Raw genomic sequence first — 21,680 nt, forward strand, 5'->3', positions numbered from 1 at the left:
TCTTGTCCAGCTGGTCGCCGGTGTTGGTCAGGATGCGGGCAGCGGTCATTGCCGACAGGTTGGTATTAACGGAAATGGGCATTCTTGCCTCCAGTCAATTGCATACTTGCGATAAGACTTGCTACTTCATGTAGCCTTCCGACTATGCCTTTAGGGTATGGATGCGTCAACAGGATTCATGGAAGAATCCTTTGAACCTGTAAGAATCTGCAGAATAGAGATTACAAAGCGTTAAATAAAAAAACCCGCCCATTGTGGGCGGGTTTTCTCAGCAGGGTCCGGAAGGAACTGCGATATCGACAAAGCGCTCTTCGACTGCACCGTATTCTACCGCACGTCGAAACTACTTCACCCAATAGAGACAGTAGGCCTGAATAACCGCTCCGGCGGGAGGCGCGCGCTTTTAGCGCGCTTGCCCCGCCGGGACCAGATCCTTAGCCGCCAAAGAGGCTGAGCAGGATCTGCGGACGCTGGTTGGCGATCGACAGCGACTGCGACGACAGCTGCTGCTTAATCTGCAACGAGGTCAGGGTGGCCGATTCAACGGTCAGGTCGGCATCGATCAGCGAGGACAGACCAGCCTTGAACGCATCTTCGATGCCTTCGTTGTAGCGGATCTGATCGCTCAGACGCATGTTCAGGACGCCGATGCGGTTCAGCGCTGTGCCGATGTTCGATTCGGCAGTCGCGAACGACAGGGTCTGGTTCAGCATCGAAGCGGCCGACGTGAAACCGCCGGTGACGGCGATCGACAGGGCCGAGAAGGCTGCAACGACCTGGGTCGCAACGGCGGTGATCGCCAGCTGGTTGCCCAGAGCATCGCGGATGATCGAGTAGTTGGTGCCGTTGCTGACCAGGTTGGTACCGTTATAGTCGGCAGCATGGGCGAAGTTCACCAGCGACTGCATCTGTTCGGAATACTGCAGTTCGAGCTGGGTGCGGGTGTCGCCAGCGACGTTACCGTCGGCCAGCTGGGTCAGGGTCTTGCGCATGTCAGCCATCTTGTTCGAGATGCTGTTCACGGCAGTATTTGCGACCTGGATCGCACCCAGACCACCACCGAGCTGGCCATTGACGGCCGAAATGCCCGAAAGGTCAGAGCGAACATTCTGGGCGATCGCATAGATCGCGCCATTGTCGAATGCGTCGGCGATGGTGAAACCCGACGAAACGCGCTTCTGCGTCTTATCGAGAGAATCGTTGGTGTTCGTCAGAATACGAGCGGCGGTAAGCGCCGACAGGTTGGTATTAACCGAAATGGCCATTCTTGCCTCCAATTAGCGACGTCCGCTTTGGGACGGTTTGGTCTCTAACGCAACTCAGACAACATAAGTTAACGTAGCGCTTTAAGTTCGTCAAATAAAAATCCCGGTTCTCTTGACTTATCCCAGCGTATTACTTGTCTTACACTGGAGTTTCGCTTCGGACACGCGGGTCTTTATGGACGAACACCTTCTTCATTCTAAAGAAGGCTTAGAACTCAGCGAGCCAGCCCTGCCAAAGTGGCATACATGCTGTCCGCAGTAGTGATGATCTTGGAGTTCGCGTTATACGAACTCTGGATCACGATCATGTTCGAGAATTCTTCAGCCAGTTCGACCGTCGAATACTCCAGGGCTTCGGACTTCAAAAGTCCGGCGCCATTCTCTTCAGGATTGGTGACAACGGCCGCGCCAGACGCATCGGTCACGGAGAAAGTCGTCCCAGTCACAGCTTCAAGACCGGTCGGGTTGATCACATTGACCAACGGCACACGGCCGATCACATCGGTATAGCCACCCTGGAAGGTCTGACGCAGCACGCCATCCTCACCCAGCGCGACACCGGTCGGCTGCAGTTCGGGGTGGCCATTGCTCGAGGTGTTATACGGAGCAAAAGCCTGACCCAACTGAGTCATGTTCAAGGTTACGGCCGGAGACAGGACCCCACCGGTACCCGGCAAAGTCGCGGTACCCGGAGTAACCGCTGCCGGCGGAACCGGCGAAGTCACCTGGCCTTCGTCATTGAAAGTGACGGCAACCGGCGTGCTGGTCACGGTCGCGCCCGTCACCGGCGACCCATTCTGCGAAACACCAGCCAACTGAACGGTCCAGGAATTTGCAGCGGTCTTGGTGAAAGTGTATCGCAGGCCATAGCTGCCGCCTTCGGCAGAATATGCCGGGCCGGTCAGATCGAAGGTATCACCCACTGCGGCATTCGCAGGCAGGTTAGCCCCCATGTTCATGGTCGTCGTCGATGTCGGCGGCAGGGTCCGCGAGAGATCAATCCGCAGGGGCTGCAGGGAGTCATACCCTGCCCCATTGCCACTCGCCGCTGCGCCCATGACCCCCAGCAAGGTCATGCCTGCCGAATTCACCAGGAAGCCGTCCTTGTCGGTCACGAAATCGCCGGCGCGGGTCAAAAGCCGCTCCGCCGTGCCCGAAAGCCCCGTGGTGGTGACATCTGTGCGGGGAGCGACGGCAAAGAAGCCCCGCCCCTGCACCGCCATGTCGGTCGACCGCTGGGCCGAGATCAGCAGGCCCTGTGCGTCGCTGCGCAGCTGTGCCCGCGCCTCGACGCCACCCCAACCATAGCCGCTGGGGCCGGCCGGGTTGTTGGCGACGAGGGTAGCAAAGCGATTGACGCTGTCCTTGTAGCCGACAGTACCGGCGTTCGCGATGTTGTTCGACACCACGCCCATGGCAAATGACTGGGCAGTCATGCCTGTCACGCCGGTAATAAGGGTGCCGTTCAAGCTCATCTCTAAACCTTTCGCACGTATCGACTACAAGTTCAACGGGTTAGCGCTTCAGATTGATAACTTCGGCGAGCATTTCATCCGAAGTCGTAATCGTGCGCGCGTTGGCGCTGTAGGTACGCTGAGTGACGATCATGTCCGAGAACTCTTCGGCCAGATCGACGGTCGAGCCTTCAACCGCGTTCGGGGTGATCGAACCGACGCCGCCCTGGTAGGCGAAGTTGGTGGTCGCCGAGCCGCTGTCGTCCGTTTCGGCATAAACGTTGCCGGTACGGGCCTGAAGGGCGTTCATGTTGGCGAAGTTGACCAGCGGGATCTTGGCGACAGCCAGGCGCTGACCATTGTCGAACACTGCACGGACCACGCCGAACTCGTCGATCACGACGCCGGTGCGATAACCGAACTTGATGCCGTCCTGGTTGACGAAGGCAACCGCGAAGTCATCGGAGTTCTGGGTCACACCCGACTTGGTCCCGGCGATACCGAAGCTGATGTCCGGGTTGAAGTTAGCAGCACCGGTCGAGCCCAGGCCGTTCAGCGGAACACCAGCGGTGGCGCTGGCGGGATTGAGGATCGAGTCGCCATCCATCGTGAAGTTCGAGAAGGAACCATCGGTCGTGAAGCCCAGGCTGCCAAGGCGGGCGCTAAGGCCGGTGCCGGCGACGCTGCCCAGCGCGGTGGTATCGGTCTTCAGCGTACCGTCAGCATTCACAAAGCTGTTGGTGCTGGTGCCGCTGATCGAGTCGACCGGCAGACCATCCGAACCGACCTTACCGGCAATCGTCATCTTGGTGATGAAGACGTCCCAGTTGTTGGCCGAGGTCTTGACGAAGGCCAGCTCGACATTGTGAGCGACGCCCAGGGTATCATAGATCAGAACTGAGGTGCTGCGAGCCGCCTGCAGACCACCAGTGGTGCTGGACAGATCGAGGCGCGCATTCGTCGAGTTCGAAGCGGCGGTGCCGGTCGAGTTCGACATGCGGATGCCGGTAACGAGGTTGTTCGCCACGGTCGGCGCGGTGGTTTCGACGTAGGTCGCGGCCGGAACACCGGCACCAGCGACGATCACACCTTCGTGCGAACCGGCGAACTGCACGCTGCCGACGCCGCCGGCGAACTGCACCGTTGCCGAGAAGTCGAAGTTCGTGGCGATACCGTCCTGCGGGGTGAACGTGCCCAGCGCCACTTCGGCCGGACCGGTATAAGCCGGAGCGGTACCGGTCGCGGTGATGTTGGCGATGACGGCTTCATAACCCGTTGCCGTGTTACGGGTCAGGATGTTCGCCGTATAGACATCGCCGTTCTGCAGGGTGATCGAGATCGCCTGCGTGTCTTCGACGACACCGGCAGCCTGCTTATCGGTATCCATCGTGAATTCATAGACGCCGCCGGTAACGGTAGCAGCGCCGGTCGGGGACACGAGGTCGGTCGCAGGCAGGTTGGCGCCCAGCGAGATGGTGGAGGTGCCACGGGCCGAGCCGGTGATCGAGCCGACGTTGATCGCACGCAGTTCAGCGGTCGGCAGCAGTGCGACGGTCGCGGGATCCACACCGGTATCGACCGGCACACCCAGCAGATAGCCACCGGCGGTGTTGGTCAGATTGCCCGACTTGTCGATGGTGAACGAACCGGCACGGGTATAGAGACGCTCAACGCCCAAGGGCGGACGGCCGTCGGCATCGATGGCGGCGGCGGTTGCGAAGAAGCCGCGGCCGGTGATCGCCAGATCGGTACCCGAGGCCGAAGCCTGCAGCAGGCCCTGGCGGTCGATGTTCTGCACGGTCGTGGCCAGCACGCCGCCCGGCGAGTAGGAACCGCGCGAGGGCGGAGCCGTCACGAGGGTCGAGAAGGCGGCCGAATTGCCCTTGTAACCGACAGTGTTCGCATTCGAGATATTGTCGGAAATGATGCCCATGCTGGTGGACTGAGCCTTGAGGCCAGACACCGCAGAGTAGAGTGCACCGTAAACGCTCATCTTGGTTCTCCTAACTCAGGCTGGGCAATCAGCCGCGAATTGCAATGACATCGGCCAGCGTAACGTATGTCTCGCGGCCGATCTTGAGCAGGGCGCCATCAGACGAATTGCTGACGTCGCGCACTCGGTTAACTGTGGAAATCGCGGCTTCGATGGCTTCACCGCTGGTGTTCTTCGCTTCGGCACCGGCTTCGGTGAAGGCCTTGATCTGGACCTTGTATTCACCGGCGGCGACGCGGTTCCCGGAGGCATCCTTGCCATCCCAGGTCAGTTCATGGCGACCGGTTGACGGATCACCGGTCATGGTACGGATCGCAACGCCATCCTTGTCGAGGATCTTGATCTCGGCCTTGAAGGGCGCTTCGCTGAAGGCATAGGCAAAGCGCGGATTGCTCGGCTCGATCAGTTGCACTCTGTCGGTCGGCACATCGACGCTGATCGCGGTCGAGCTTTCGTCGGCAGCAGTGATCTGAAGCTTGTACGATCCAACAGGCATCAGCACGCCGGCATTGTTACGACCGTTCCAGGTCATCGTATGCTCGCCCTTGGTCTTATCGCCGGCGGCAACATCCAGGCTGCGGATCTCGGTGCCCGAACCATCGACGATCTTGACGTTCATGGTCTTGGCGGCCGAGGGCAGAGTGTAGGTAAATTCTGCCGGGGCATTTAGGCTCAGCATGGTCGAGGAAGCTTCGACTTCCTTGTCGAGGTAGCTTGCAGCAGAGAGCAGCTCGTTCGACTTCTGGAAGGCCAGCATGTCATCCAACTTGGAGTTCATGTTGATCTGTTGTTCGACCTGGCTGAAGAGCACCAGCTGATTGGTGAACTCCGCGCTTTCCATCGGGGAAAGCGGATCCTGGTTCTTCAGCTGCGTCGTGAGCAGCGTCAGGAAGTTATCGAAGGTCTTGGCGATCGAAGCGGCGGACTCGGCAGTTTTACCGCCGGTCGAACCACTTAGAGCATTCAGAGCTGCGACATCCATTTTCTTTTCCTTCGGCTCGCCGTCAGATCGTTACGTCAACTCGCCCCATGCTGGCGCGGGAGCGCCGGGCAACGGGGGCTTCATCCTCGACCACCGGGCTCAGGATATTTTCAGGATTGGCGCGATCGCCCCTACCCTGACCATTTCCTTCACCCTTGCCGCCTTGCCCATGATCCCGAAGGGAGAAGCTAAGCGACTGGTGATCCATCTTATATCCAGCCTCTTGCAAAGACCGTTCCAGTTGCGGCGCGTCTTTACGTAATACTTCAAGAGCCGTCGGATTTTCGGCCTGAATGCTGGCTTTCAGCTGCCCATCCTTCGTCGCTTCGACCTCGATGGTCACGCGGCCGAGGTTCTTGGGCATCAATTCCAGGGAAAGCTTGGACGGCGCGCCGTTATCGACCGCGCGGGCCAGGCCGATACGGACCTGTTCCAGCACCGGCATCAGACGCACGGTCGGACGTTCCGCCCCAGCCTGAGCGGCGTTGGTCGCCTCGGCGCTGGATCGGTGAACGATCTCGACAACCGTCACATCCGCGGCCTTGGTGACAGCCGTTTCTGCCGCCAACTCGGCAACATTCACGCTGACCGCAGCCGGAGCGGAAAAATCTGCCGGGCCAATATCGCCGCGTTCTTTTTCAGCCGGACGTGCACGCACCGGCTGCGGAGCGGCCTGGAGCTTCTCGCCTTCGCCACTTGCGGCCACATGCAACGGATTGACAGGAGCATCGCCCTCGCCGACCAGTGCATTTCCGGCATCGGCGGCAGGAGCGTCGGCAGCCTCTTCTTCGACGACGACACCGGCCATCAGACCAGCCGTCGAGGTCACGGGCGGCACGGTGCCCGACTGGGCTAGGGCTGCCTGCTGGGTCTGAACGATCACGGCAGGCGCATCAGCCTTCGCCGCACCGGCGGCAGCCTGCTTTACCTGGGGAGCCGAGCCTTCAGCCTGCGCGGCGGCATCAGCGGCCGTAGCGGCGATTTGAGCATCAAGGGCCGCCTGATCGGTAGCAGCCTGAGTATCGGCCTTATGCTTGGGCGCAGCAGCGGCGGCAATCGGGGCCTGCACCTGCGCTTGAACCTGATCCTGCGGCTCTGCTTCGACGACAGCGGCCAGAGCACTAGCCATATCCTGCTGAGCTTCAGAAGTCTGGACACCGCCAGCCAGGGTGAGGGCCGGAAGGCTCATCTCACCATCGCCGAACAGCGCAGAAGCAACATCCCCCTCCGCATTCACCGCAGGAGGCACAACCGCGTCTGCAACCGGCGGAACCACAACGGCTTCTTCTGCTGCGACAGCCACTGCGACCGGGGCAACCACCGGAGGCGGAACGGGTGTCGGCGCCGGAACAACCACAGGCTCGGCAGCCTGGGTCTTAGCCTCTTCCGGCTTCTCCACAGCAGCCTTGCCAGCCTCGGCACCTTCGGCCGCCGGATCGTTCTCGGGCTTCTTTTCGGTCTTATTGATCTCATCGATCAGCTTGTTGAACTGACCCTTATCAGCAGTATTCGCATCCGAGGCGACAGGCCCGGCATCGCGCGCCGCAGGCGGCGTCGCGGGGGCAGTCAAAACTAGCGGATCGAAACCAGAAACAGGCATGACGATACTCGGATGTTGGAAGCCACCCACACTTAAGCAGAATCCATGCCAGGATATTTTTCAAATTAAATCAATGAATTATAGGGAAACAAAAATGCCGCCCCTTCATTGGGGCGGCACTCGTTAACCATCACTTCGACCGAGCGGCAAGTTTTGCCTTCGGCGTCTTACCCTCACGCCACCCCTGGGCCGAATCGATCCCAGAAAGCCCGGTCGGCCCAGGGATCATATCGCTCGAAACGCTTTTCAGGGCAGTTCGGAATATAGACTTCCTTATCGTCGTCGCCCAGCAAGGCCCCCATGCGCGAGAAAGAGCTGTTGCACATGGCGAGCACCTTGGCACGGCGCATCACATGGAAATCAACCAGGAACGAGAAGGCAGGCTCCACCAACTGGGTTACCGGCGCGATCAACGGATTATACTCCGCAAAGCGCGGCGGAATATTCTCAGGATCGTCGGTCGCCACATAGAGCACCGGCTTTTCGATAGTGGACAGAACGCCCGGCAGCCATTCCAGGTACCATTCGACCGGGATGGCACGGAACCAGGGCGAATCGCCGTAGTTCAGATAGTCCCCCCGGCGCACATGCAGAGCCACCAGGGTCGATCCTGCCGGAACTTCCTCCGCCAGCCACTCGTTGATCGCCCCGGTGTAATAACCGCTGGGGGTCAGCAGGCGCCGTATAAAAGCCTTATGCCGGGTATGCTGGCTGGTCAGTTCCTGGAAGTAGGCAAAGAAATCCACCCCGATCATGGGATCGTCGAGATGCAGCAGATGTCGCTCGCTCCCATGGAACGGCGCGAAGGTCTGCTGGGGTAAGACCTCTGAGGGCGCGGGTAAAGCGACCGGGAACAGTTCCGCCTCTTCCCAGGCGGGAATTTCCACCCGGCAGCAACTGCGCAGACGATAGAGAATTAGATTCGAATACATGAACATGCGGTTCGCAAACCGCCCAAGATTCCGAAAGTAGGAAATCTGGACCACCGCATCTTCAGGCGGGTTGGCAAGCCAATCGAGACGCACCAGCAGGTCGGATCGGACATAAAGCGTCCCCTGCCCGGCCTCAGCACCTGCAGCCTCGGCAAATTCCGGCTTCAAGCGGATATAGCCAAGGTCGAACAGCTCGCGGTCGAACAGGGCCAATTCCGGCAGACGCCGACGTCCACCATCGAAGCCGTGCGGCACAAGAATTGCCGACGCTCCCCGCGCCGCAGCAGCCTTAGCCACATCGAAACTGTCGATGATCTCTCCCGCCGGCAGCCGTTCGATGCTGGCCGCCAGTACATCCCAACCCACCTGGTTCATCGCAGGACTAACCGTTTGTCTTCTGACTGGTGATGTGCTGCTGCACGAACTGGTTTTGGCGAATGTTGAAGCCAGTAACTCGGTTCGCTTCCTCCTGCCACTGCGCCTCGGGCTTCGAGAGAATATGCTCGCATAGCACCTCGGCCATCAGGTCGCGCTTGGAGGTGGCGAAGATATACATCACGTCGTCATTGATATAGACGCTCATCGGGTGGTGAGTCGAAATTGCCCGCATGATCTCGCCCATATCCGGCCATTGCTTGTAATCGTTGGGCGGCAGCGGGAAATCGAGGAACAGCCGGGCATCGTCGATCAGGATGAAATGCTGATCGGCATAAGGAGCGATCAGTTCCAGTTCCTTGATGAGCGGGCACTGATCGAATTCGCCAGCGGTATCGAACGTGCAGTAGTGCGCATCGAGCCAGAACAGCGTCGGCGGCAGAGTGTCGACCAGTTCTTCCATCACGCCACGTGAATCGCCCAGCAATGCCGTTACGGTCGGGCGGTCGCCGATGTTCGCAATCGACTGATTATAGCAGCTTTCCGAAAGCTCGACGGTAATCACGCGGGGAAACCTGTCGGCCGCCCAAATAGTGGTCTGGCCCCGGAAAGTACCGGTTTCGAAGAAGACTTCGAAGCCCACGCGCTGCTGCAGACGTTCGATCAGCGCGGTTGGAGCGCCAAAATTCACAATACCCATGGTCAGTCCTCTTTATTTCGGCCGTTAGGCAGCCGCCTTGGCCTCTTTATTTCGGCTGTTCAGGCAGCCTGCTTGGCGCACCAGTCATGCCACATCTTGATCAGTGCCTGTTCGAAATTCTCGGCGAACCGATCCGGATCGCAGAGCGGCGATGCCGCCATACGTTCCCGAATGCCGTAGCGGAAGTTGGCGAGCCGCTCTAGATCGTCGGCAAAGCCCTTGGCGATGGCGACATATTCCTCTTCGCTCGATGCGATACATTCGCTCGCCCCGGCGTTAGAGAGATGGCTGTAGGAATGACGACTGCAGAAACGATCCCCCGGCAAGGTTATGACCGGCGTCCCCATCCACAAAGCCTCACAGGTCGTAAGACCGCCAGAATAGGGCATGGTGTCGAGGCAGATATCGACCTTGTGATAGCCGAACAACATATCCATGGGCGACCCTCCCTCTTCCAGAATCAGCCGGTCGCGGGAGATGCCGTGCGCCTCGAAAGCGGCGCCGAGGCGCTTTATGTTCACATCCGACGCCATGCCTTTGTATTTCAGGAACAGCTTGGAATCTGGCACGGCCTTCAACACCCGTGCAAACAGGGCAACGCAGGCTGCGCTGAGCTTGCGGACGTTATTGAAGCTGCCGAAGGTCACATACCCATTGCCGAGTGCAGGCAGCGGACCAACCGTTGGCGAGCGCGGATTGGGCTCGTAGCAAATATAACCATCGGGCATACGCATGATGCGTTCTCGATGGGTGTGCTCCAATTCGGGAGGGATATGGTAACGGTCAGCGATGATCCAATCCATTTCGGCCATGCCGGTTGTCCCGACATAACCTGCCCATGTCGCCTGCACCGGCGCCGGACGCAAAGCCAGAACCTCCAAACGGTTACCTGCCGTGTGCCCGGACAAATCGAAGGCAATATCGATCTTGTCATCCAGGATGCGCTGACAGAGTTCCATCTGAAGCATACGGTCGGTCCGGATCCAGTGGTCGGCCGCGTACCGGATTTCCTTTGTGATATGATCTTCCCGGCGACGACCGGAATAAGCGAACACCTCGAACCGGTCGCGATTATGCCGCGCGAGCCAGGATAAGGTGAAGAAGCCGACCGGATGATGAGCAAGATCGGCCGTCACAAGGCCGATACGGATCTTACGGTTCGGATCTGGGACATTGGCGAACTCGCGCTTCAAGTCCGGATCGTAATTGGCGACGACCTGATGGAAGCCTTCATGACGGGCGCGCAGATCAAGCGCGGTCAAGGACGGATCATATTGCGAGGTGAAGAGGTAGTTGCTGTAAAGGATCGGTTCCTTGGCGGCAATCGATGCCTCGCGCATGTGCTCGGACCCGCGGGCAAAATCGCCCGTTTCAACCAACAGCGCCCCCAAGGAGTTACGCAGGGACGGATTTTCCGGCGAGGCTTCGGCTGCCCGCTCCAGGCTCTCAATCGCTTCGGCGGCCCGCCCGGCCCCTTCGAGCGCTCGGGCATAGAGATAGAGCACCACCGGCTCGTACCCCATGTCCTCCTTGTCGATCCAGGGCTTGAGAACCTCGAGCATCATCGGGAACTGACGCTTACCATCGAGCAGCCGGCAATACTGCAGGGCAATCTCGATATCGTCCGGATACCGTTGCCAGGCCGCCTGCAATTTGGGGATGGCCTGGTCGAACTGTTCCAGCACGATCACGCTGTCGGTGTAAGCCAGCAGCAGGCGACGATCATCGGGCCAGCGCTCTAGTGCCTCACGCGCGGCCGACATCGCACTGTCGATCTGCCCGGTCAGATTATAGGCCTCGATCAGCAGGACATGCAGATCGAAGTCGTCCGGGAAAAGCTTTAAGGCATCCTGCGCAGCCTCCAGCGCCTCATGCGGGATCTTGAAGGCCAGCAGCATCAGGGCTTTCTTGCGATGTGCCTCGATATAGAGCGGCGTATCCTTGATAATGCCGTTCAGGACCTCATAGACGCCCTTAGCCCGCCCCAGACGTTCCAGGCACAATGCCCAGTGATAACGGACCGTCGGATCGTTGGGCGCAAGTTCAAGCGCCCGCAGGAACAGCCCTTCGGCCTCCTCGGGCTGTTCGCGCTGAAGATGGATTAGCCCCAGATACTGCAGAGCATCCGGATTATCCGGATTGATCCCTAGCAGAGTCTCATAGGCATCAACGGCCTGATCAAGTTGGCCGGCCCGATGGTGAAGCTGCGCGATCTGGAACAGGGCAACGGCAGGATCCTGGTGTGTGGTCATCAACTCGCCATCTTCAAATATCGTTGTGTTCGTCTGGCCGGGATGTATCGACCGTGACGACGGCTCCGCTTTGGGTATAGCGGGTCATCTGCAAGCTCGCCTTACGCAGAGCTTTCAGGAAATTACGGATCTTGAACTGCTTAACATGGTAGGAGGCTGCAACCGTCTGCTCGAGGGTCTGCGCCTCCCCGCTCAACCCCTGAAGCGCCACCAGCACTTCGACCACGCCAAGATCTTCAAGTTCTTCAAAAGTCGGCCGGTCGCGCAGAATTGCCCGCAGCAAAGTATTGGCGCGATGCAGTCCTGGCAGAACACGCTCCTTGATACGCTCGATCTCGGCAACGGCTTCCATGTCACCCTGCTCGACCGCTGCGGCCTGCTCGGCGGTCAACTCGCTCAAGTCGAGAATCTGCTCGTGCAGCTCGTCCAGTTCGTCCAGAAGTTCGGTCCAGACTTCACTCATACCCGACGGGGTCCAATCTTATTAGTGTGCGCGCACGCCTTTAACTAGTAACGCGAGTGTATCGGAACGACCCCAATCGGTCCACACGGCGTTCCTGCCGGGGAGCTGGGAAAATCTGTTCCCCTGACCCGGCAATATCTGCCAAGCTGCGGCGACATCGCTCCACAAATCGCTGTTTTTCAAGGAAAGTTCCCTTGGCATTGGTCTTGCAGGATCTTATTCGCCTAATCATGTTTGCCGTCCGCCCCGACCGGGACGGGTCCGGCGATGAAGCGAGGGTATAGAGGGTATGCAACAGGTCACGGGCTACACATCGGCGCATTCGGTACCAGAGCCGCGCTCGATCGATGAACTGGGGATCGATATCGTCGCCTTTGTCGAGCAGGTCGACCTGCTGATCGAGCTGACGGAAATCGAGACCCAGGCCGTTGAGGCGCAGAGCTGGGAACAGATTGCCGAGGTGGCGGAAGCCAAGCGGCTGCTCCTGCCTTTGATCCAGGAGCTCTCGGGACTCTGGCCCGAGATGCGTACCCGCATGGACTGGCTCAATGGCCGCCCGCCCTCGCAACTCGACGAGAACGACCAATTAGAGCGCGACGGCCTGTCGCTGCTGCACGGCGTTCTAATCGATCTGGATGAGACCCTCGAGCGTAACGAAGCCGCCCTCTGGCGTGCCCACAGTGCCAATAAGCAGACGCTGGAAACCCTGGTCCGCATCTTCTCGGTTACCGGCGACTCGCCCGACCTCTACACCCGCAATGGCGCCCCGCCCGCGCCGCCGTCCGGCGTTTCGATCGTCGGCCAGACGGTCAGCATCTGACGCGCGGGAAGGAATTTAGGACATGACCTCACTTTTCGGCACACTTGGCGTCTCGCTCTCGGGTCTCAATTCGACCCAGAAGCTGCTGTCCACGACGACCCGTAACGTCGCTAATGCGCAGACGGTTGGCTACGTCAAGAAGCAGCAGCAGCTTCTCACCAATTTCGCGACCGGCGGCGTCAAGACCAGCGACGTGCTGCGTTACGTCGACGAAGGCTATCAGTTCAAGCTGCGCACCAACCGGGGTCAGTTGACCTATCAGGCGACCCTGTCGGATAAGATGTCGGGGCTGGACGGTCTGGCGGGCGACCCGACCAAGGGCACGACGGTTGCCAGCAAGATGGAAGCCCTGGCCAAGGCCTTCCAGGAACTGACGACCCGCCCGACCGACTCGACCGTGGCCCAGCAGATCATCGACCGTGCGAACGATCTGGCAGACAGCTTCAACGATCAGTTCACCGCGATCGAGAAGATGCGACGCGATACCGCGCTGCAGATCGAAGACACCGTTTCTGAAGTGAACCTCAAGCTGCGTGAGATTTCGGACCTTAACCGCAAGGTTCTGGAAGCCAACAGCATGGGGACGGATTCCACCGATCTGCAGGACGCACGCGACCGGGCCGTGACCGATCTTTCCGGCATGATCGATGTGCGCGCCTTCATCGATGATCGCGGCGTGCTGAACGTCTATAGCGGAACCTACAAGTTTCTGGCTGGCGAATATGCCGAGGTCCTGAGCGTCGATCCGACGACCAGCGATCTGGTTGGCGTCAACGGCTACATCGGCCCGGCCGGTGGCAAGCTCGGCGGCTTGCAGTCCTTTATCAAGGAAGAAGCCCCCCGCTACATGATGCAGCTGTCGGAAATCACCAAGAAGGTCGCCCGCACCTTCGCGACGACGCTCGACCTTGACCTCTTCATCGATGAAGCGACCGGCGCCCCGCCCACCACCGGTAACGCGCCCTATGATACGCCGGACTATTTTGCCGGTAACATCCGCGTCAACCCGGCCTACAACTCGTCGAATCCGGCTTCCTGGGAAGCGCTGCGTGTCGGCGACACCATTGCCAATACCTCCGCAGGTCTCGATAGCCAGCCGCAGGACATTCAGAATGCCCAGACCATTCAGGATTGGCTCCTGAACGGCACCCTGACCTTCGACACTACCTACACGACCTCGGGTACCAGCCCCTATACGCTCTCGAGCAATATCGCAGGCACCCGCACGATCCGCGATGCCGCCTCGACGATGACGGTCCGCACGGCACAGGTGGTCTCGCGTTCTGAAAGCAAGGCGAAGGAATTGACGACCTACGACACACAGTTCCAACAGGCATTGGCGTCGACGTCGGAAGTCAATATCGACGAAGAATTCCAGCAGATCATCACTCTGCAAAACCTCTATCAGGCAAATGCGCGCGTCGTTCAAACGACCCAGGCGCTGCTTGATGAACTTATAAACCTGGTGCGTTAGGGGATTTGAATCATGACGGCCATCAATAGCCTGTCCCAGGTCAACTACATCCGGAACCTGATCAATTCGCAGCACGACAAGCTGAACGAACTGACCCGTCAGTCCGCCAGCGGATACAAGTCCGAGCGGTTCTCGGGCCTGACGATCAACGACAGCCGCGTCTCGATCGCGACCCGTACCGAAATGCTGCGGGCCGAAGCTTATAAGAGCACGATCACTGCCGTGACCCCGCGCATCCAGCAGGCTGCGACCACTCTCGACAGCATCGAAGGCTCGCTGGTCGAGATCCGCGACACGCTGCTGGAGCTGAACTTCGAAGACGGCAACGTCGACGGCGCCCAGATCCGCGTCGCGGCGGAAGCTCGTTTCCGTCAGCTGGTCGACCGCCTGAACACCAAGGTCGATGGTGTGCAGATCTTTGCCGGTCGCGCAGGCGGCACCACGGGCGTCGGCGCCGACTACCCTATCCGCAATGCCGATACGCTGATCGCCAACTTCCAGGCAGCATTAGGCGGCCCGTTCGCCAATACGGCGGCTTTGAATACGGCCGTGGACGGCTTCTTCGGCACCACCGGCGCCGCCCTGACCAACTGGTTCCTGCCCGGCGCCGTCAATGGCCAGACCGCCGATCCGATCAAGATCGCCGACGGCCAGACTATTGAAACCGGCCTGACCGCCTTGCCCGATGCTAGCGAACCGAACGGCACCACGGCCTTCCGCGATGCTCTGGCCTCGCTGGCGGCCATCATGACCGTCGAGCCGGCCGATTTCAGCACCGGCGGTGAATACAATCGTTTCCTCGTCGATCAGATCACCAAGCTGAATGGGGCCATCGAGGGCGTCAATACCGTCGTCGCCAAGGTCGGTGAGATCGGCGAAGTTCTAACCGAACAGAAAACCATGTATGCCGACAATGATGTGAACTTGAAAAAAGCCTTGGCCTCGGCCGAGGAAGTAGACCACGTACAAGTTCTCTCTGATCTCGAAGCTCGGACTACTCAGTTGGAAGCAACCTACAAGGTTACCTCCCAGACACGCGGCCTTAATTTGTTCAATTTTATCTAAAAATTAACTCGGCATCAGAGCATAGGTTTACGCTCTGCGGTGTGTTACAGTGGTTTATGGCAGGGGCGGACCTTCAGAAGAAGGTCCGCCAATCTGTCAGGTGTGACATACGAGATGTCACTGTAAAAGTGGTGGGCCCGAGAACGGAGATGCATCATGGCTGGTATTAATAGTATGACCCTGAGCCTGCTGAGCGGTGGACGCGCAGGCAAGCTCACGGCCGAAAATATGATTACGCTCGATACGACTTCGCTCCTGTCGGGCGGGTCCGTCGGCAATGCGATGTCGACCTACCAGCTGTATCAGAAGAACAATGCCAAGCTGCGCGAGAACGCTCTTAAGGACCCGATGGTCAAGAGTGAGGTCGCCTATTTCAAGTCGCTGATGAATGCCGGCCTTAAGGACACGGCAAGCCTCGACAAGGAAACTGCCTATTTCTACGAGAAGATGCCCGGCATCAAGACCGTGGATCAGCTTTTCCAGGACAAGCGTCTGACCGATTACATCGCCCAGGCGATGGGCATCGGTTACATGAAGGACAATGTGGCCGCCCTGAAGCAGGTGCTGACGACGAAACCGGTCATTGTCGGCGGCAACGTTTCGGTTGCCGGTCCCTTGAGCGAGATTGTCAACAGCGCGGGCGGCACCACGGCGACCGTGACGAAGATCGTCACCGGCAAGGTCACCAATATCGTGACCGATCCCGTCACCGGGACCATGGTCGGCACCATTGACGACCCCCTGCTCGGCAAGATTACCGGCACCATCAGTGGCGCGACGACGGACCCGGTCACTTTCGTGACCACGGGTTCCCTGACCGCGCGCATCAACGGCACCGTGACCGACAAGAAGGAGACCTCACCGGGGGTCTTCACCGGTACCGTGACCGGAACGGCCAATGGCATCATTACCCGCGTCCAGACCGGCCCGGTCTACGGCGGCGTCACCGGCAAGCTGACCGTCAATCTGTCGGGCCCCGTGACCGGCGTGCTGACCGACGTCTATACCGACCCCGTGACCTCAGTCACGACGGGCAAATATACCGATCCCGTGACCGGGCTTGTGGTTGTCGGGACGGTTACCGGCCAGTCGACCAACCCGATCACGAAGAAGATCACCGGCACCATCACGGCGGCGACCGGTACCATCTCGAACGAGACGATCAATAATCTGGCGGGCGGCGCACCGCTGACCGGTTCGGTCACCAAGACCCTCACCGGCACCTTGACGGGCCAGACCACCGATCCGATCACCAACATTACGACCGCGACGATCAACGACCCGGTCCTGGGTCCGATCACCGGCGTTGTCACCGGCGCAAACTCGATCCTTGGCGTCATCAACGGCGAAGTGACCGGCGAAGTGCGCGGCACGACCCGCACCGACTTTATCGGGACGATTTCCGGCACCTTCACGGGCGAATTCTTCAGCAGCGGCGTCAGCTCCGGCACGATCACCGACCCGACCACCGGGGCGGCTATCACAGGCAAGCTCGTCAACAAGCGGTTTGACCCGCTGACCGGTAAGATGATTGCCGATATCGTCGGCACCGCGATGGATCCTGCAAAGGCGTCCGTCACTGGCGTGCTGTCGGGGATCACAGTCGATCCTGTGACTTTCGCCGTCACCGCGACCTCCACCTCGACGGAATATCGTCCGGCGAATTCGAGCATGGTAGATGACGGTAGCGACCCGTTCGCCAAGGAAGTGGCCCGCAGCCTCGTGCTCTACGAAGGGCTGACGGTGGTGCAGAACTCCGCCCAGATGGCGAAGTTCAAGACCGAATATTATCAGGCGCTCGCCACCGATACGAAGGTGCGCGATGAGGTCGATTATTTCGAGCGCAAGATCCTGACCCTCACATCCGTCGATGATCTCTTCAAGGATCAGCGGATGGTCGATTATCTGGTCGGCGCCTATGGTCTCGATGCCTACAAGAACAATCCGCAGGCCCTGAAAGCCGCGCTGATGACGCCGCCGAAGTCGGTCAATCCCGATGATCCGTTCAATTTTGCGGGCATCATCGTCGACCCGAAGCTGCGCAAGGCAACCGAAGATCTGAAGCTCTATACAGGCACCCTTGGCGCCATCAAGACCACCACCACCATCGATAAGCTGGAAAATGCCTATCTGGCAGCCAATGACAAGAGCACGATCAAGAAGGTCGACGATATCTTCAACAACCGTCGTCTCTTCAATTTCGTCCTCACCTCGCTTGGCCTGGAAGATCAGCAGAACAGCTTCGCGCTGGTGAAGAAGGCCCTGCTGAGCGATCCGAAGGATCCGACATCGCTTTCGGCCAAACTGTCGGATACGCGTTTCAAAGATGCTGCCGGTACGATCCAACTCTATAGCGGTGTTGAGGTCTTCAAGTCGCCCGAGATGGTTGCCCAACTGGTCGCGGGTTACGAGAACGTGTCCTACGAAGGCAAGATCGCCCAAGAAAACGAGGCCGTCTTCTACGCCCGTTATGCCGAACAGCGCCTTGGCAAGATCACGAATGTCTACGAGCTACTGTCGGACAAGAACCTGCGTACTCTGGTCAGCGGCGCCTTTGGCATCCCGACGCAGATCGTCAACCAGGGCATCGAAACCCAGGCAGCCTACTTCACGCAGCGTATTAAGTTCGACCAGCTGAAAGATCCGAACTACGTTAAGAAGATCATCAGCAACTACCTGACCAAGAGCGACCTGGGTCAGATCGTGTAACGAACAGTGGGACAAAGATGGGACTGAAGCTTAATTTGAAGGCAGGCGAACGGGTCATCATCAACGGCGCCGTGATTACGGCCGAGAAGGCGACCTCCATCATCTTGCACAACATGGCTTCAGTCCTATCTGAACGTCACGTTATCCGGCCAGACGAGGCCACAACTCCGGCACGGCGTCTCTATTACGCCATCCAATGCAGCTATGTTTCGACCCCGGATGAGCTTCCCGCCTATCTGCGTGATGTCGAAATCCTGCTGAACGATTATGAAGCGGCGACCACCATCGCTGAGACCCACGCAAACCTGCGTGCCATGCGTTCGATGGTTGAGGGTCACCGATATTATGATGCGATGCGGCTCTGCCGCGACCTCATAAAATATGAGGATATCATTCTGGGCATGTCGACAAAGCAGAAGCCAGCTCACAGCTTTATGCCCGATTAGGTTCTCCTCTTCTTTGGATCCTCGGATCCAGGCAGAGATGTAATACAGCCGAAATCGAATGTTTCGGCCCTTGTGCACCGAAAGCGTGCCAATTCGCGCCCAATAATGTTGACATATTATGGGCTTGGTGCAATTTGTTGAGATGTCATCTGATTTGGCGCTGCCAGATCGATCCGACAATAGAGAAACGGGGCACCCGTGATGAGTGAAGCGATGTCGAATCCCGATCCGCGTTTGGTCCGTGCATACGGAAAGACGAAAGAAGCAACCACCACGCCGCGTAGCGGTGAGCGCGATGTGATGGCGTTGGTTACGCGTCGTCTGCGTGCCGCCCTGGCGGACCCCAGCGATACCATGCTGTTCACCCGTTCGATCTCGGACAATATGACCCTCTGGTCCGTCCTTGTGTCCGACGTGATGATGCCGGAAAACGCATTGCCCGAAGAATTGAAGGGTCATATTGCGTCGGTTGGTCTGGCCGTGATCCGCGAATGCCGCAAGGTTTCGAGCACGACCGAAAAGGTCAATGTTCAAGCGCTGATCACGATCAACGAGTCGATCATCGACGGCTTGAACTGATCGCTGGATCTAGTGGCAGCCCTTTACCGTGAACACACCATACAATCTCGTCTCCATGACGCTCCGACCGAACGTCTCGGTTGTTCACTATGGGCCTATCGACAATCAATTCGTCGATACGCTTGAGAAGGGGATCAGTGTTTTCAGTGAAACACCCCCTTCGGCTGGGGGCGCCACTCCAGACACCCTGTATCGGACCAAAAAGCTTCAGCATGTAGCGCTGCTGACCATCGCGTCCATTTCGGATGTTCCCGAAGTGGCCGAAGGCTGCAAAAGCCTGCTGAAGCATGCCCGGATTGACTGGCTCCTCCTCCCGGATGCCTGTTATCTGCCGGGTATTCTTCCCGATCCCACAGCTCAACTACTCCATCAGAATTTTGTGCGCGTCACGGTCGACCCTAATGGTGGCCTCCTGGCGATGAATCGGATGTTCGATCCTCTGATCGCGGGTCACCATATTCTGGTCAATACGCGCATAGCCATTCTGCTCCATAGCCCGGAAACACGGCTGGCGCAGCGCCCGATCCTTGATGAGGTCATGGAGGCCTACGGGCTGAAACCCACTGGGGTCATGCATGTGGGCGCCAACATGGGTCAGGAAGTCAGCTATTATCGTGATCGCAACTATGGTCCGGTTGTGCTGATTGAAGCCAACCCGGATCTGGCGGGCTATTTGTTGGACAAAGTTAAGTCCGATGCCGGTTACTATGCCGTGAATGTGGCTGCAACCGATCAAGACGGCCCGATCACCCTGAATATCACCGGCAACTCGCAAGGCAGTTCGATCCTCGCGCCATCGGCCGAAGGCATTGCCGAATGGGGCCAGGATTTCAATGTCCAGCGCCAGGTTACCGTACCCGGCCGCCGCCTTGACGGGGTCGTGGACGACCTCAAGCTCGAACTCGGCGCCTTCAGCCTTTTGCATTTGGATATCCAGGGCGCCGAAGGCATGGCGCTGCGTGGCTCGAAAGCTCTTCTGCAGCATGTCGAGGTTGTTCTTTCCGAGATCAACTTCACCGAAAATTACGAGGGCTGTTCTCAGATCGAGGAAATCGATGACCTACTGGAGGCCGCCGGCTTTACCAGAGTTGCCATCGACTGCACTTACAGCGCGTCCTGGGGAGACGGGATCTATGTCCGCAACTCCCTCCTCCCGGCCTGATCCAAGCCCCTATCGATAGAAAGTCAGGGATATGTCGCAAGCACCCGCCCCCACTCCCGCTCAGCCCGCCGAACGTCGCGCGGCAAGCCATGTCGCGGTCGCAAAACTGCTCAAGCGCCAACGCCGGTATGCGCAGTCACTTGTGGAATGGAATTCGGCCATCGCCCTCAAGGACGATGAGACGGACTGGAAAGCCGAGCGCGCTGAAGTTCTGCTTGCATTGGGCGATATCAATGGCGCCCTTGCCGACATCACGGAATGCGTCCTGAGCGATACGGATAATGCCTCCTACGCCTTGACGTTGGGCAAGGCACTCGTCAAGGCACGCCGCTTCGATGAGGCTATCGTTACCTTGGCGGATATGTTGCGCCGCAACCCCAGCAACCTCGATACCTATCTGGCTCTGGCCGAGGCGTTTGAAGGTTCGGGTCAGATGGATGCTGCGCTTCAGGTTTATGATAGCTTAGTCGAAGCCATGCCCGAGGACACCTTCAGCCATGGTGAACGTCTGCGTCTGCTGGTCCTTCTGGGCCAGTTCGATGCCGCTATCGCCGCTGGTGAACAGGCCTATAACGCACTTGGCAAAAGCGCCTTGGGTCTTCGCCTCTACCTGAACACCTTGATTGCCGCCGGCAATAACGAGAGCGCCAAGGAGCTGGTGGAAAAAAGCCTATCTAGCGCGCCGGATGACGCCTATCTCCAGCATATGGTCAAGGCGCTTGGTGGAGCAGACATCGATCGCGTCGACCCAGCTGCCTCGAGCGCTTATTTCGACGGTATCGCCGCGACCTACAATACGCTGATGCCGACGCATTATAACTATCGCGCCCCGGTGCTTGTGGCCTCGGCTATCTACGAGGCCCGCCCGCGTCTTTGGCCGGAGCATCCGAACCGGCAGACGGCGAGCCTTCTGCTCGACCTGGGTTCGGGCGGCGGTCTTGTCGGCGTCATGCTTTATGGCATCTCGTTCGAGATGGTCGGCGTCGATGTCTCCAAGGAAATGAACCGCGCAGCCGAACAGCTGCAGGCTTATTCTGCCCTGGCAACCGACGATGTCATGAAGTTCTTCAGCCAGGATCGTCGCCTCTATGAAGTCATCACCGCCAGCCAGCTGCTGCCGTATTTCGGCGACCTGAAGCCGGTGCTGGAAGCCGTCTACGCGCATCTGCTGCCCACCGGCGTCTTCAGCTTCACGGTCGAGACCACGGATGCCGCCGGTTCGAAGGGCTACCAGTTGGATCCGATCGGCCGCTTCCGTCACAGCGGCGATTATGTCCGCGAACAGCTGAAGCAGATTGGCTTCAACGTGGTTTCCTCGCAGGAAGAAACCTTGCAGAATGACGATCACGGCCGCCCGGTGAAGGGTCTGGTCATCGTCGCCGAGAAGCCCGAAAAGAAATAACGCCGAC

17 protein-coding genes are annotated in these 21,680 nt (G+C 58.9%); 8 read left to right on the plus strand and 9 right to left on the minus strand.

Translation table 11 applies throughout. The features are described 5' to 3' along the window. Nucleotides 1-434 precede the first annotated feature (434 nt). From ACFSM5_RS07355 to ACFSM5_RS07395, 9 genes are all read right to left on the minus strand, one after another. The gene (locus tag ACFSM5_RS07355) at nt 435-1,265 is read right to left on the minus strand and encodes a flagellin (RefSeq protein WP_379875664.1); all 831 of its coding nucleotides are present in this window, start codon (nt 1,263-1,265) and stop codon (nt 435-437) included. A 215-nt stretch (nt 1,266-1,480) separates the two neighbouring features. Next, the gene (locus ACFSM5_RS07360) at nt 1,481-2,740 is read right to left on the minus strand and encodes a flagellar hook protein FlgE (RefSeq protein ID WP_379875665.1); all 1,260 of its coding nucleotides are present in this window, start codon (nt 2,738-2,740) and stop codon (nt 1,481-1,483) included. 40 nt (nt 2,741-2,780) lie between these two features. Then, nucleotides 2,781-4,712 (minus strand): flagellar hook protein FlgE, encoded by a 1,932-nt coding sequence (locus ACFSM5_RS07365; RefSeq protein ID WP_379875666.1) that lies wholly within the window; start codon nt 4,710-4,712, stop codon nt 2,781-2,783. A gap of 28 nt (nt 4,713-4,740) precedes the next feature. Further along, nucleotides 4,741-5,694: a FlgD immunoglobulin-like domain containing protein gene (locus ACFSM5_RS07370; RefSeq protein WP_379875667.1), complete on the minus strand. Its 954-nt coding sequence runs from the start codon at nt 5,692-5,694 to the stop codon at nt 4,741-4,743. A gap of 22 nt (nt 5,695-5,716) precedes the next feature. Next, nucleotides 5,717-7,294 carry a flagellar hook-length control protein FliK gene (locus tag ACFSM5_RS07375; protein WP_379875669.1) on the minus strand — a complete coding sequence of 526 codons (1,578 nt, stop codon included), beginning with the start codon at nt 7,292-7,294 and terminating at the stop codon, nt 5,717-5,719. A 173-nt stretch (nt 7,295-7,467) separates the two neighbouring features. Further along, complete coding sequence (locus ACFSM5_RS07380; protein WP_379875670.1) at nt 7,468-8,601, minus strand: O-fucosyltransferase family protein; 1,134 nt, start codon at nt 8,599-8,601, stop codon at nt 7,468-7,470. A 7-nt stretch (nt 8,602-8,608) separates the two neighbouring features. Then, nucleotides 8,609-9,301 carry a hypothetical protein gene (locus ACFSM5_RS07385; protein ID WP_379875671.1) on the minus strand — a complete coding sequence of 231 codons (693 nt, stop codon included), beginning with the start codon at nt 9,299-9,301 and terminating at the stop codon, nt 8,609-8,611. 59 nt (nt 9,302-9,360) lie between these two features. Beyond that, complete coding sequence (locus tag ACFSM5_RS07390; protein WP_379875672.1) at nt 9,361-11,553, minus strand: O-linked N-acetylglucosamine transferase, SPINDLY family protein; 2,193 nt, start codon at nt 11,551-11,553, stop codon at nt 9,361-9,363. 13 nt (nt 11,554-11,566) lie between these two features. Next, nucleotides 11,567-12,016, minus strand: coding sequence for a hypothetical protein (locus tag ACFSM5_RS07395; RefSeq protein WP_379875673.1), 450 nt, complete (start codon nt 12,014-12,016; stop codon nt 11,567-11,569). A 289-nt stretch (nt 12,017-12,305) separates the two neighbouring features. On the opposite strand from ACFSM5_RS07395, the gene ACFSM5_RS07400 reads away from it, so the two are divergent. The 8 genes from ACFSM5_RS07400 to ACFSM5_RS07435 all read left to right on the plus strand — a co-directional run bounded on the left by ACFSM5_RS07400 (nt 12,306) and on the right by ACFSM5_RS07435 (nt 21,673). Continuing rightward, a complete protein-coding gene (locus ACFSM5_RS07400; RefSeq protein WP_379875674.1) occupies nt 12,306-12,836 on the plus strand; it encodes a hypothetical protein in 531 nt (176 codons plus the stop codon). Nucleotides 12,837-12,858: 22 nt separating this feature from the next. Beyond that, on the plus strand, nt 12,859-14,310 hold the full coding sequence (flgK, locus tag ACFSM5_RS07405) for a flagellar hook-associated protein FlgK (RefSeq protein ID WP_379875675.1): 1,452 nt from the start codon (nt 12,859-12,861) through the stop codon (nt 14,308-14,310). A 12-nt stretch (nt 14,311-14,322) separates the two neighbouring features. Further along, the gene (locus tag ACFSM5_RS07410; RefSeq protein WP_379875677.1) at nt 14,323-15,375 is read left to right on the plus strand and encodes a hypothetical protein; all 1,053 of its coding nucleotides are present in this window, start codon (nt 14,323-14,325) and stop codon (nt 15,373-15,375) included. A 156-nt stretch (nt 15,376-15,531) separates the two neighbouring features. Next, nucleotides 15,532-18,084, plus strand: coding sequence for a DUF1217 domain-containing protein (locus ACFSM5_RS07415; protein WP_379875679.1), 2,553 nt, complete (start codon nt 15,532-15,534; stop codon nt 18,082-18,084). Nucleotides 18,085-18,101: 17 nt separating this feature from the next. Beyond that, the gene (locus ACFSM5_RS07420) at nt 18,102-18,530 is read left to right on the plus strand and encodes a flagellar biosynthesis repressor FlbT (protein ID WP_379875680.1); all 429 of its coding nucleotides are present in this window, start codon (nt 18,102-18,104) and stop codon (nt 18,528-18,530) included. A gap of 201 nt (nt 18,531-18,731) precedes the next feature. Beyond that, on the plus strand, nt 18,732-19,109 hold the full coding sequence (locus ACFSM5_RS07425) for a flagellar biosynthesis regulator FlaF (RefSeq protein WP_379875681.1): 378 nt from the start codon (nt 18,732-18,734) through the stop codon (nt 19,107-19,109). 55 nt (nt 19,110-19,164) lie between these two features. Further along, the gene (locus ACFSM5_RS07430) at nt 19,165-20,271 is read left to right on the plus strand and encodes an FkbM family methyltransferase (RefSeq protein ID WP_379875682.1); all 1,107 of its coding nucleotides are present in this window, start codon (nt 19,165-19,167) and stop codon (nt 20,269-20,271) included. Nucleotides 20,272-20,302: 31 nt separating this feature from the next. Beyond that, on the plus strand, nt 20,303-21,673 hold the full coding sequence (locus ACFSM5_RS07435; protein WP_379875683.1) for a tetratricopeptide repeat protein: 1,371 nt from the start codon (nt 20,303-20,305) through the stop codon (nt 21,671-21,673). The last annotated feature ends 7 nt before the right edge of the window (nt 21,674-21,680 follow it).

Source organism: Lacibacterium aquatile, from assembly GCF_042683105.1.
Taxonomy (GTDB): Bacteria; Pseudomonadota; Alphaproteobacteria; order Elsterales; family Elsteraceae; genus Lacibacterium; species Lacibacterium aquatile.

What these genes read in the sequence shown, in the direction of transcription:
- ACFSM5_RS07390 (WP_379875672.1), bottom strand. Translation starts at nt 11,553, where the DNA reads ATGACCACACACCAGGATCCTGCCGTTGCCCTGTTCCAGATCGCGCAG.
- ACFSM5_RS07425 (WP_379875681.1), top strand. Translation starts at nt 18,732, where the DNA reads ATGAGTGAAGCGATGTCGAATCCCGATCCGCGTTTGGTCCGTGCATAC.
- ACFSM5_RS07380 (WP_379875670.1), bottom strand. Translation starts at nt 8,601, where the DNA reads ATGAACCAGGTGGGTTGGGATGTACTGGCGGCCAGCATCGAACGGCTG.
- ACFSM5_RS07430 (WP_379875682.1), top strand. Translation starts at nt 19,165, where the DNA reads ATGACGCTCCGACCGAACGTCTCGGTTGTTCACTATGGGCCTATCGAC.
- ACFSM5_RS07420 (WP_379875680.1), top strand. Translation starts at nt 18,102, where the DNA reads ATGGGACTGAAGCTTAATTTGAAGGCAGGCGAACGGGTCATCATCAAC.
- ACFSM5_RS07365 (WP_379875666.1), bottom strand. Translation starts at nt 4,712, where the DNA reads ATGAGCGTTTACGGTGCACTCTACTCTGCGGTGTCTGGCCTCAAGGCT.
- flgK (WP_379875675.1), top strand. Translation starts at nt 12,859, where the DNA reads ATGACCTCACTTTTCGGCACACTTGGCGTCTCGCTCTCGGGTCTCAAT.
- ACFSM5_RS07375 (WP_379875669.1), bottom strand. Translation starts at nt 7,294, where the DNA reads ATGCCTGTTTCTGGTTTCGATCCGCTAGTTTTGACTGCCCCCGCGACG.
- ACFSM5_RS07385 (WP_379875671.1), bottom strand. Translation starts at nt 9,301, where the DNA reads ATGGGTATTGTGAATTTTGGCGCTCCAACCGCGCTGATCGAACGTCTG.
- ACFSM5_RS07415 (WP_379875679.1), top strand. Translation starts at nt 15,532, where the DNA reads ATGGCTGGTATTAATAGTATGACCCTGAGCCTGCTGAGCGGTGGACGC.
- ACFSM5_RS07435 (WP_379875683.1), top strand. Translation starts at nt 20,303, where the DNA reads ATGTCGCAAGCACCCGCCCCCACTCCCGCTCAGCCCGCCGAACGTCGC.
- ACFSM5_RS07355 (WP_379875664.1), bottom strand. Translation starts at nt 1,265, where the DNA reads ATGGCCATTTCGGTTAATACCAACCTGTCGGCGCTTACCGCCGCTCGT.
- ACFSM5_RS07400 (WP_379875674.1), top strand. Translation starts at nt 12,306, where the DNA reads ATGCAACAGGTCACGGGCTACACATCGGCGCATTCGGTACCAGAGCCG.
- ACFSM5_RS07410 (WP_379875677.1), top strand. Translation starts at nt 14,323, where the DNA reads ATGACGGCCATCAATAGCCTGTCCCAGGTCAACTACATCCGGAACCTG.
- ACFSM5_RS07370 (WP_379875667.1), bottom strand. Translation starts at nt 5,694, where the DNA reads ATGGATGTCGCAGCTCTGAATGCTCTAAGTGGTTCGACCGGCGGTAAA.
- ACFSM5_RS07360 (WP_379875665.1), bottom strand. Translation starts at nt 2,740, where the DNA reads ATGAGCTTGAACGGCACCCTTATTACCGGCGTGACAGGCATGACTGCC.
- ACFSM5_RS07395 (WP_379875673.1), bottom strand. Translation starts at nt 12,016, where the DNA reads ATGAGTGAAGTCTGGACCGAACTTCTGGACGAACTGGACGAGCTGCAC.